Annotated in this window: 7 protein-coding genes; 2 read left to right on the top strand and 5 right to left on the bottom strand. The window is 67.2% G+C overall.

The window, feature by feature from the left end:
* The 4 genes from FVW27_RS01015 to hcp all read right to left on the bottom strand — a co-directional run.
* Nucleotides 1-355, bottom strand: a 355-nt coding sequence (locus tag FVW27_RS01015) for a PAS domain-containing protein (RefSeq protein ID WP_167121966.1), incomplete at its 3' end; no start/stop codon positions are given.
* A complete protein-coding gene (gene ercA / locus FVW27_RS01010) occupies nt 339-1,499 on the bottom strand; it encodes an alcohol dehydrogenase-like regulatory protein ErcA (protein ID WP_167121964.1) in 1,161 nt (386 codons plus the stop codon). The genes ercA and FVW27_RS01015, both read right to left, overlap by 17 nt.
* 320 nt (nt 1,500-1,819) lie before the next feature.
* Entirely contained in the window at nt 1,820-2,677 is an 858-nt protein-coding gene (locus FVW27_RS01005) for an ATP-binding protein (RefSeq protein WP_167121963.1), read from the bottom strand.
* A 231-nt stretch (nt 2,678-2,908) separates the two neighbouring features.
* Nucleotides 2,909-4,522 carry a hydroxylamine reductase gene (hcp, locus tag FVW27_RS01000; protein WP_208294552.1) on the bottom strand — a complete coding sequence of 538 codons (1,614 nt, stop codon included), beginning with the start codon at nt 4,520-4,522 and terminating at the stop codon, nt 2,909-2,911.
* 594 nt (nt 4,523-5,116) lie between these two features.
* On the opposite strand from hcp, the gene FVW27_RS00995 reads away from it, so the two are divergent.
* Entirely contained in the window at nt 5,117-5,926 is an 810-nt protein-coding gene (locus FVW27_RS00995; protein WP_167121959.1) for an acyl-CoA dehydratase activase, read from the top strand.
* Between the two features lie 287 nt (nt 5,927-6,213).
* Complete coding sequence (locus FVW27_RS00990; protein ID WP_167121958.1) at nt 6,214-7,353, top strand: double-cubane-cluster-containing anaerobic reductase; 1,140 nt, start codon at nt 6,214-6,216, stop codon at nt 7,351-7,353.
* Nucleotides 7,354-7,669: 316 nt separating this feature from the next.
* On the opposite strand, the gene FVW27_RS00985 is transcribed toward FVW27_RS00990, so the two are convergent.
* The coding region (locus FVW27_RS00985; protein WP_167121956.1) for a potassium transporter Kup at nt 7,670-9,334 on the bottom strand (1,665 nt) is incomplete at its 5' end.

Raw genomic sequence — 9,334 nt, 5'->3', positions numbered from 1 at the left:
CATCGGCCATGTGCCAGGCGCCGGGGCGCGGGGTGTCCTGCGGCGCGGCGTCTTCGGCATTGCTCGCGAGACGCGGCTTCCACCCGGCCAGTTCGGGAAATGCCACCGCCAGCGGGCGCCCGGTCAGGGCTTCCCATGGCAGCCCGGCGAAGCGGCAGGCAGCGCCGTTGGCGTCCAGCACCATCAGGGTTTCGGCGGCCAGCAACAGTACGCCGTCGCCCGCGCTTTCCAGCAGGGCGCGGAACAGCTCCAGTTGCTGAAGACGCTCTTTCAGCTCCGGGTAGTAGCTCTTGCGCGTGGAGGTCTGCCCGAGCCCGATGAGCTTTGCCCGCAGGTCGTCAGAACGCTTCGGCATACAGATTTTCCAGTTCGCGCGCGTCGAGTGGGGCCGGATTGGTGGAAAGACAGGGGTCCTCCAGCGCCAGACGCGCCAGTTCCGCCAACTGGCCACGGGTAACCCCGTACTGGGCAAGGCCCTTGTCGAACCCGGCCCTGCGGCGCATGTCGCCCAGCCGTGCGAACAGGGCCTCGCGCACCTCGTCGTCCGGGGCGGCAAGTGCATCCGCCACGCCCAGTGCCTCGGCCACGCGGCGGTAGCGTTGCGGTGCCGCCACGTAGTTGCGGCGTACCACGAAGGGCAGCAGCAGGGCGTTGCATTCGCCGTGGGGCAGGTCCAGCAGGCCGCCCAGGCTGTGCGACAGGGCGTGCACCGCCCCCAGGATGGCATTGGAAAAGGCCAGCCCCGCGTTCATGCTGCCAAGGGCCATGCGTGCCCTGGCATCGCGGTTGCCCAGGTCGTCCAGCACGTCGAACAGGGCGGTGCCGATGCCCCGGATGGCCTCCAGGGCGAACATGTCGGTGACGGGAGAGTGCGCGTTGGAGGCGTAGGCTTCCACGGCATGGGTCAGGGCGTCCAGCCCGGTGGCGGCGGAGAGTTCGCGCGGCTTGGTCAGGGTGGTCAGCGGGTCCACCAGGGCCACGTCGGGCACGTTGGCCTTGCTGACGATGGCGATTTTCACCCTGCGCGGAGTGTCGCGGATGATGGCGAACTGCGAGACGTCGGCTGAACTGCCCGCCGTGGTGGGCACGCAGACCAGCGGCGGCATGGGCTTGGGGATGGCATCCACCCCTTCGTAATCCAGGATATGCCCACCGTTGGCCACCACGATGCCGATGCCCTTGGCGCAGTCCATGGGGCTGCCGCCGCCCACGGCCACGATGGCGTCGCACCCTTCGGCGCGGAACACCTCGCTGCCTTGCATCACTTCGGTATCGCGGGGGTTTTCCGAAACCCCCAGAAAGGTCGCGCAGGCTATGCCTTCATCGCGCAAGGTGCGGACCACTGCCTCTGTGTGCCCCGCCGCCGCCACGCCCTGGTCGGACACCACGAGGCAGCGCGATGCGCCAAGGTTGCGGGCATGCCGCCCGGCCAGACCAGCCGCGCCGTACCCGAAGACGAATTCCGGCGCGACGAATTTGCGCAGTTCGTAGTCGTTCATGGAACGCCCTTGATGCCGCCCTGTGCGGCGCCCTTTTCCCCAAAAGCACCGCAAGTGTTTTCCCGTATCCCTACTGTATGCAAGCCGGGGCCGTTTCGTCACCCTTTTTGTGTGCGGGGTTTACCAAATGCAGAATGACGTACGGCCCGGGGATACGGGCCGTACGTCATGTGGTTGCGGAGGCTGGCTTGCGGAACAGGTCGCCGTGCCGGGTGGGCGTTGCTGACGCCGGGGCGTCAGGCGAGTGGCGTCGGGGCCGGGGCGTCAGGCGAGCGGGGTAGGCGCTGGCGCGTCAGGCGAGCGGGGTAGGCGCTGGCGCATCAGGCGAGCGGGGTAGGCGCGGGAGCGCCCTGGCACGTCATGACCATTTCGTTCAGCGGCACGTTGGTGCCGGACAATTCGCGGGCCTTGGCCAGCGCGGCGGTAAGGCCGCGGCAGCAGGGCACTTCCATGCGCAGTACGGTCATGGACCGGATGCCGCTGGTGGCCAGTATTTCGGCCAGCCGCTGGGCGTAGGCGTCGGTGTCGTCGAACTTGGGGCAACCGATGAGCACCACCTTGCCCCGGGCGAAGTGGCTGTGGAACAGGGGCGATGCCGCCGCCGCGCAGTCCGCCGCCACCAGCACGTCGGCATCCTTCAGGTAGGGGGCCGTGGGGGGCACCAGGCGGATCTTCAGCGGCCAGTGGCCGGGTCCGGAAACCGGGCCTTCCGCCACCCCGAACATGGGAGCCTCGGACTTGGCGAAGCTGCGGATCATGGAGCCGGGGCAGCCGCCGTGGCCGCCGCCATGCCCACCACCGTGGCCGTGTCCCGGCCCGTGCCCGGCCCCCTGTCCGGCCTGACGCGCCAGGCCGTAATGACCGTGCACGCCGTGTCCGTCGGGCCTGCCCTGGGCGGAATGATGGTCGCCGGTGCGGGGCTGCGCGCCGTCGCGCTTGCGCACGTGTTCCATGGCAGCGTCCTCGTCGAAGGGAACGGCATCGCGCTGGATGATGCGCAGCGCGCCCTGCGGGCAGCTGCCAAGGCACGCGCCAAGGCCGTCGCAAAAGCTGTCGGACACGATCTTGGCCTTGCCGTCCACGATGGCGATGGCGCCTTCGGCGCAGTCCAGCACGCAGGCGCCGCAGCCGTCGCAGCGTTCTTCGTCGATTTCCAGGATGTTCCGGGTGGTCTTCATGTCTGTGATCCTTGCCCGCGGGTTGGAGCGCGGGCGGCCCCGTGTCGGTGGGGGGCCATATCGGTGATGTCGGTGATGCCAGTGATGTAGGACGGCTCGGCTGTGGGTGCGGTGGCCGTGGCTGAAGGACCCGTGATGCGTCGGCGGTGTGTCGTAATCCGTATTCGGGCGGGGCGGGAGGGGGGCGGCCGGTGCCGCCCCCCGAGCCCGTCGTTTCAGCGTGTGGTCGTCCTACCCCAGAATGGCCTTCAGGTCTTCATCCGGAGTGGTGATGGGCTTGATGTTGTAGTTCTGCACCAGGAAGTTCAGCACGTTGGGGGTGATGAACGCGGGCAGTGACGGTCCGAGGCGGATGTCCTTGATACCCAGGGCCAGCAGGGTGAGCAGGATGACCACGGCCTTCTGCTCGTACCACGAGAGCACCAGCGACAGGGGCAGGTCGTTCACGCCGCACTCGAAGGCGCCGGCAAGGGCCACGGCGATCTGGATGGCCGAGTAGGCGTCGTTGCACTGGCCCACGTCCAGCAGGCGCGGAATGCCGCCGATGTCGCCCAGTTCCTTGTCGAAGAAGCGGAACTTGCCGCAGGCCAGCGTGAGCACCACGGTGTCCTTGGGGGTCTTTTCCACGAACTCGGTGTAGTAGTTGCGGCCCGGCTTGGCGCCGTCGCAGCCGCCCACCAGGAAGAAGTGGCGGATGGCTCCGGACTTCACCGCGTCGATGACCTGGCCGGCCACGCCCATGACGGTGTTGCGGCCAAAGCCCACCAGCACGTTCTTGCCGGTCGCGTCTTCCGTGAAACCGGGCATTTCCAGCGCCTTTTTGATCACGGCAGAGAAGTCGTAGTTCTCGCAGTGCACAAGGCCGGGCCAGCCCACGAGGCCGGTGGTGAACACGCGGTCCTTGTACGAATCCTGCGGCTTCTGGATGCAGTTGGTGGTGAACAGGATGGCGCCGGGGAAGGCCGGGAATTCCTTGTGCTGGTTCTGCCAGGCGGTGCCGAAGTGGCCGTAGAAGTGGGGGTACTTCTTCAGTTCCGGGTAGCCGTGCGTGGGCAGCATTTCACCGTGGGTGTAGATGTCGATGCCCTTGCCTTCGGTCTGCTTCAAGAGTTCGTGCAGGTCGCGCAGATCGTGGCCGGAAACGAGGATGCACTTGTTCTTGCGATGGCCCAGCGGCACCTGGGTGGGCACGGGGTGGCCGTAGGTGCCGGTGTTGCCAGCATCCAGCAGTTCCATGGCGCGCAGGTTGACCTTGCCGCATTCAAGGGCAAGTTCCACCCACTGGCCAAGGTCGCGCTGCACGCCGTCGTACCCGGCGGCCAGGCCCTTGAACAGGAAGGCGAACACTTCGGGGTCGGTCTGGCCCAGCACGGCGGCGTGGTCGGCGTAGGCGGCCAGGCCCTTCATGCCGTAGAGCAGGGTCTGCTTCAGCGAGACGATGTCCGGGTCGCTCTTGTCGGCGGTAAGCGCGGCGATTTCGGCCTGGGCGCCCAGGGCGTCCAGGGTGGCGGCGGGCTGGAACGAGGCGGGGCCGGAGCTGAACGAGACTCCTGCACGGGCGGCCAGGGCCTGGCGGTGCTTGACGATCTCGTTGATGTACGTCTGGAAGCGGGCCGGATCGAAGTTGACGTTGGTCAGGGTGGTGAACAGGGCCTTGGCCCCGTAGTGATCGATGGCGGGATCGACGATGCCCTTCTTGCGGGCTTCCAGGGCCACCAGGGCCAGGCCGCGCAGGGCGTAGACCGTCAGATCCTGAAGGGCGGAAACTTCGGGCTGTTTGCCGCACACGCCGATGGTGGTGCAGCCGGTACCCTTGGCGGTCTGTTCACACTGGTTGCAGAACATGGACATGGGGCTCTCCTTTTTCTGGGGTTCATTCTTGTGGCCGAAGAGGCCTAAAATCTTCGAAAGGACCATGGCTCGCTCCGTCGTGGTTGTGGTTCGGCGGGGCGGCGTCGTCGGGGCGGAAACGTTTCCGCGCCCGTCCCGTCGTGGCCTTTCGCCCCGTCGTTGAGTGCACAATAGTCCGGGGGACGAACGCTCGATGTGACGGACATCAAAACCACGGGGAAATTTGCGCGGAATGCGATTTTTTTTTCCGCAGGGGCGCGGCCAGTCCTGCCCAGTCCTGCCCAGTCCTTCCCCCTCTGCTGACGGAACGAGGCGGGCATCTCCTTCATGATATCACCGGATGCGTCAAACGGGAGTATTTTTTCTGGTGGGTGGCGGAGCGGGAGATGGATGCCCGTCGGCCTTCGCGTGATCTGCTCGACGCCGGAACGCCATTGCGCCCGCATGCCGCACGACGGCGGTTGTGGCGCACAGGTCTATGTATTTGTCTGTGTGCGATAGAAAGTATCGATTTTACAGGAACTTGGCAGGTGGGCTATCCAGTGGCAGGGCACCGCGTGTGGCCCGAGTTTTTCCGCAGGAGGCCCCATGCCCGTTGCCCGTCTGGTTGCCGGAGTGGACGTGGGCTCCACCGCCGCCAAGGCCGTGGTGCTCGACACCGCCTCGCGCGCCGTACTGGGCGTGGCCGTCACCCCCACCGGCTGGAACCCCCGCGAAACCGGACAGGCCGTATTGGACGCCGCCCTGCGCGAGGCCGGAACCGGCATCGACCGGGTTGTCCGCGTGGTGGGCACCGGCTATGGCCGCATCTCCCTGCCCTTCCTGCATCGCACCGTCACCGAAATTACCTGCCATGCGCGCGGCGCGCATCACCTAGCGCCCGATACCCGCACCGTGCTCGACGTGGGCGGGCAGGACAGCAAGGTGGTGGCCGTGGACGAGCGCGGCAACGTGCGCGACTTCGTCATGAACGACAAGTGCGCCGCCGGTACCGGGCGTTTTCTCCAGGTCATGACCGGCGTGCTCGACATGACCCTGGACGAGATGGGTGACGCCGCCCTGCGCGGTACCCCCATGCCCCTCAACAGCATGTGCGCCGTGTTTGCCGAAACCGAGGTCATCGGGCTCATCGCCCAGGGCGTATCCAAAGACGACCTGGCCGCCTCCATCGTGGCCTCCGTGGCCCGCCGCCTGAAAGCCCTGACCGGTCGCGTGCCGCTGGTGCCCGGCTGCGCCTTTACCGGCGGCCTGGCCACCAACCCCGCCTTTGCCCGCATTTTTTCCGCTACCCTCGGCCTTGCCGTTACCGTGTCCGACATGCCCCAGGCCACCGGGGCTCTCGGGGCCGCCCTCATCGCGGCGCAGGACGTGGCGGTTGGCGGGGCAGGGGGAGTGTAGGGGAATGTTTGCGGGGGAGGGAGGAAGAACCTTTTGGGAAAGGTTCTTCCTCCCTCCCCCGCCCCCCTCCCTCCTTCTCCAAAACTTTTCAATTATGGAGTGTTGCGCGGGGCAGTGACGGCATCTTGATGAGTGCGGAGCGGGGCAACTACCCGTTGGACAGGACCAGCCCCCCCCAATGAGAAAGTTTGGGGGGGAGGGGTCCGGGGAGGGAGACCCTTTTTAAAGGGTCCCCTCCCCGGTTCCTGTCTCCAACTTCCTCTTCAAAACCGGAAAGGAGCAGGCACATGACGTGGGAGAGCATCGAGCGGCTGAAGACGGCGGCGGAACGCAATGCTTTGGCCATCAGCGAGGTCAAGGCGGCGGGCCGCAAGGTGGTGGGTCTGTACTGTCTGTACTCGCCGGCGGAAATCGCGTTGGCGGCGGGTGCGGTGCCGGTGGTGTTGTGCGGCACGCGCAACGATCCCATTGCCACGGCCGAGCAGGTGCTGCCGCGCAACCTGTGCCCGCTCATCAAGAGCAGTTTCGGGTTTGCCATGGAAGGCTCGTGCCCCTACCTGTCGGCGGCGGACCTGGTGGTGGCGGACACCACCTGTGACGGCAAGAAGAAGATGTTCGAACTGCTGGGCGAGATGAAGCCCGTGCACCTCTTGCACCTGCCGTCCACGCCGAGCGAGGAGGCCTTGCCCTTCTGGCGCGAGCAGTTGTCGGGGCTGGTGAAGCGGGTGGAAAGCGACTTCGGGGTGACCATCACCGACCAGAACCTGACCGACGCCATCAAGCTGGCCAACCGCGAGCGCCGCGCGCTGAAGGCGCTGATGGACCTGCCGCAGATGGAACCCGCCCCGGTGACCGGCATGCAGATGCTGGAGATGCTCTTCAAGCTGGGCTTCTTTGCCGACCGCGAAACCATCATCGAACTGGCCGAAGGCGTGGTCAACGAGGTGCAGGCGGCGGCCAAGGCCGGAACGCTGCCCGAACGCAAGGGCGGCCCGCGCATCCTGCTGACCGGCGTGCCGGTGGGCATGGGCTCGCACAAGGTGGTGCGGCTCATCGAGGAATGCGGCGGCCAGGTGGTGTGCATGGAAAACTGCACCGGCTACAAGAAGGCCGACCTGGTGGCCGAAACGGGCGACCCGCTTACCGCGCTGGCGCGCCGCTACCTGTCCACGCCGTGCTCGGTCATGGCGCCCAACCAGGGCCGTTTCGACCTGCTGGAGCAACTGGTGGCCGACTTCAGGCCGCACGGCGTGGTGGACCTGACCTGGCAAGCCTGCCACACCTACAACGTGGAAGCGTACAAGGTGCGCAACTTCCTGCGCGACAAGTTCGACCTGCCCAGCCTGCACATCGAGACGGACTACTCCGAGGCCGACGCCGAGCAGCTCAAGGTGCGCATCGAGGCGTTTCTGGAAATGATCGGCTAGGGTCTTTGTGGGTGCGGCGTGGTTCCGGGTAACGCCCGTGCCCGCCGCTTCTAGGATACACAAGGGGCCGTCCGCAAGGGCGGCCCCTTTGTCGTGCCGTGCGGCGTGTTCTACGACATCGCCCCCCGGCGTTCGCATGCGGTGCGAATGCCGAAGGGGCGATGAGGGGGGCCGGGACGGACAGCCGACGGAAGCGAGGAGCGGCATGCCTCCGGCGGAAGGGCGTCGTGCACGCGGTCGTGCCCGTCCCGGCGGGGTGTTGCGTTGCGGACCGCCGCACCCCATGACTTGTCGTCAGGCGTTGCGCCTTGCGGCGCTACAGTTCCACCTGTGCGCCGATTTCGATGACCCGCCCCGGCGGGATGCCGAAGAAGGTGGTGGCGTTCCATGCGTTGCGCGACATGAAGGCGAACAGCGCCTTGCGCCAGCCCGCCATGCGGTTTCCGCTGCCGATGAGCAGCGTTTCACGGCCCACGAAGAAAGTGGTGGTTTCCATGCGCATGGGCAGGCCGCGCGCGGCGGCCAGTTGTACCAGTTCGGGCACGCGCGGGGTCTGCATGAAGCCGTAGCGGGCCACCATGCGGTGGAAGCCTTCCCCCAGATTGTGCACCACCAGCCGGTCGGGCCGGGGCACGAAGGGGGAAGATTCGGCCACGATGGTCAGCAGCACCACGGTCTGGTGCAGGGTGTGATTGTGCTTGTAGTGGTGCAGCAGGGGCAGCGGGGTGCCCGTGGGGTTCACGGACATGAACACCGCCGTGCCGGGCACGCGCAGGGGCTTGGTGCGGCGCACTCCGTCCAGGAAGGTGCCGAAGGGCACCGAGGCGGCGGCAAAGCGCGCGGAAAGGGCGGCCCGGCCGTCGCGCCAGGTCAGCATCAGGAGCATGATGCCCAGGGCCAGCAACAGGGTGAACCAGCCGCCGTCCATGATCTTGAGCAGGTTGGCGGACAGGAACGCCCCGTCGAAGGCCAGGAACAGCGCCACCAGCGGCACGGCCTGCCAGGCCCGCCAGCCCCAGCGCTGGCGCGCCACGGCGTAGTAGAGCAGCGAGGTCATGCCCATGGTGGCGGTGACGGCGATGCCGTAGGCCCCGGCCAGACGGCTGGATTCTCGGAAGGCCAGCACCAGTCCCACGCAGGCGATCATCAGCAGCCAGTTCACGCCGGGCAGGTAGATCTGGCCGCGCGTTTCCTCAGAGGTATGGATGATGCGCATGCGCGGCACGAAGCCCAACTGGATGCCCTGCTGCGTCAGCGAATACACGCCGGAAATCATGGCCTGCGAGGCGATGACCGTGGCCACCGTGGACAGCGCCACCATGGGGTACAGCAGCGGGCGCGGCACCAGCGCGAAGAAGGGGTTGAAGGACAGTTCCGGGTCGGCCAGCAGCACGGCCCCCTGGCCCAGATAGTTGCACATCAGCGCGGGAAAGACCACGGCCATCCACGAAAGGCGGATGGGCCGCGCGCCGAAGTGCCCCATGTCGGCGTACAGCGCCTCGCCCCCGGTGATGCACAGCACCACCGAGCCCAGCACCACGATGCCGTGCAGGTGGTTTTCCATGAAGAACCGCACGGCATAGCTGGGGCTGACGGCGGCGAACACCTGCGGGTTGCGCAGCGCGGCCATGAGGCCCAGCGCGGCAATGGCCGCGAACCACACCACCATCACCGGGCCGAACACCCTGCCGATGCGCTCCGTGCCGTGCCGTTGGGCCATGAACAGCCCCACCAGCACGCCGATGGTGATGGGCAGCACGAAGGGCGCGGCGGCCTCGGTGGCCACCTCCAGCCCTTCCACGGCGGACAGCACCGAGATGGCCGGGGTGATCACCCCGTCGCCGTACAACAGGGCGGCGCCGAAAATGCCAACCACGGGCAGCATGCGCCGAAAGCGCGAGATGGCCGGGACGGGGGCGGGCTTTGCCGCGCCGCCGGGCGTGGTGTCGTCGCTGCCGGGGGCCTGCCGGGCACCGTCTCG

Source organism: Nitratidesulfovibrio liaohensis (assembly GCF_011682075.1).
GTDB classification, from domain to species: domain Bacteria; phylum Desulfobacterota; class Desulfovibrionia; order Desulfovibrionales; family Desulfovibrionaceae; genus Cupidesulfovibrio; species Cupidesulfovibrio liaohensis.
The sequence above is the reverse complement of the archived record's forward strand: the minus strand, read 5'-3'. Positions and strand labels throughout refer to the sequence as shown.

Bases quoted from the DNA above. Each gene is read 5' to 3' on its own strand.
- FVW27_RS01005 (WP_167121963.1), bottom strand. From the start codon at position 2,677: ATGAAGACCACCCGGAACATCCTGGAAATCGACGAAGAACGCTGCGAC.
- ercA (WP_167121964.1), bottom strand. From the start codon at position 1,499: ATGAACGACTACGAACTGCGCAAATTCGTCGCGCCGGAATTCGTCTTC.
- FVW27_RS00990 (WP_167121958.1), top strand. From the start codon at position 6,214: ATGACGTGGGAGAGCATCGAGCGGCTGAAGACGGCGGCGGAACGCAAT.
- hcp (WP_208294552.1), bottom strand. From the start codon at position 4,522: ATGTTCTGCAACCAGTGTGAACAGACCGCCAAGGGTACCGGCTGCACC.
- FVW27_RS00995 (WP_167121959.1), top strand. From the start codon at position 5,117: ATGCCCGTTGCCCGTCTGGTTGCCGGAGTGGACGTGGGCTCCACCGCC.